1 protein-coding gene is annotated in these 1,395 nt (G+C 34.3%); it reads right to left on the bottom strand.

Features of this window, described 5'->3' with window-relative positions; translation table 11 throughout:
- Positions 1-936: 936 nt before the first annotated feature.
- A partial coding sequence (locus EKL98_RS15920) for an ABC transporter permease (protein WP_126563141.1) occupies positions 937-1,395 on the bottom strand: 459 nt, incomplete at its 5' end.

The raw sequence follows: 1,395 nt of genomic DNA, 5'->3' as shown, positions 1-1,395 counted from the left end.
AAGCTATTGTTATTCGACTCAAATTCTAGTGGTTTTTTAAATCTTTCAATTCTCTTACTCTCTTTATATTTGTTCTAAGATCTCTCTTAAAACGGCTGTCAATTCAATATGTCTAGGAACGTGTCTTACTTTTTATTCTAACTAACCTCTCGGTTAGCGGCTGCAAAAGTAGCAAACTATTTTTTATCTGGCAAGCTTTTTGTAAAGTTTTTTTTGGAAAATTTCTTTTCCTTTCTTCTCAATATTCTAACCAGTTTTTCAAAGATCGTTGCCGTTTTAGCGGGGTGCAAATGTAACACTCATTTTTATTTCTCACAAACTTTTTTAAACCTTTTTTGAAAATAAATTTTCTCCTAGTTTTAATCCGTTTGCCAGTGTTTATAAGAACTTGTGCGTCATTGCGGGTGCAAAAGTAGTGAGTGTTTGCCATTAAACAATGCCTTTTCTAATCTTTTTTTAAAGTATTTTTTAAGTCTCTGACTTTTCGATATTTACAAAGGTCTTTTTTTTCATATTTAGGATTCTTCGTAGCAGATTTTCAGAATTCTAACAGTTTTACTGCGTTTATAGCGGTTTACTTCCAGAAATAGAACAACTAGTATCCCCTAATTTGCTACCGCGGAATCAAAAATAGTATCTGATTAGGATCCGAAATAGGCATTGCTCCTTTATATTCTACATTATTTGCCAATGTCTAGGATACAACAACCCAAGCTTTGACTGGGCTTTGGCTAGGAATCGAAGGATTAATATTCTTAGAAGGCCGATTTTCTATACTATATATAGTAGGAAGTAATTCTAAACACAAGTACAAATCGCTATTTGAAAACAAATACCCTAGCCCGGATAGTAGCGGAAATCCTTATGGGACCGTCCCGAAACTTCGGGACGCAACATAAGATGGTAACGGATAGCAGGAAATAGCTCCTAGAAAATCTAATCGAAACGGATGGCTTTTACTGGGGATATTTTGGTTATTATATAGGAAGGAATTAGTAAAACCAAAAAGCAAACTGTTACTGTGAGTAGATTTAACAGCAAAATATAGCCCAAATTGATGTAAACTGGCGCTTGTTTGACGTAATAATTTTCGGGATTGAGTTTGATTATTCCAAAATATTGCTGGATTACTAACAGCGAAATACCTATTAGGTTTCCCCAAAAGAGTCCTCTAACTATAAGGTAAAATGCATTGTAAAGAAATATTTTGCGTACAGACCAGTTGTTTGAACCTAATGCTTTGAGTATTCCTATCATTTGGGTGCGTTCAAGGATGAGGACTAATAATGCGACTACCATATTAATAGTGGCGACAAGTATCATCACTGCAAGAATAATTATGATGTTTAAATCGAAGAGTTTGAGCCATTCGAAGATGTAACTGTATTTCTCGAT

The organism is Flavobacterium bomense, assembly GCF_003970355.1.
The sequence above is the reverse complement of the archived record's forward strand: the minus strand, read 5'-3'. Positions and strand labels throughout refer to the sequence as shown.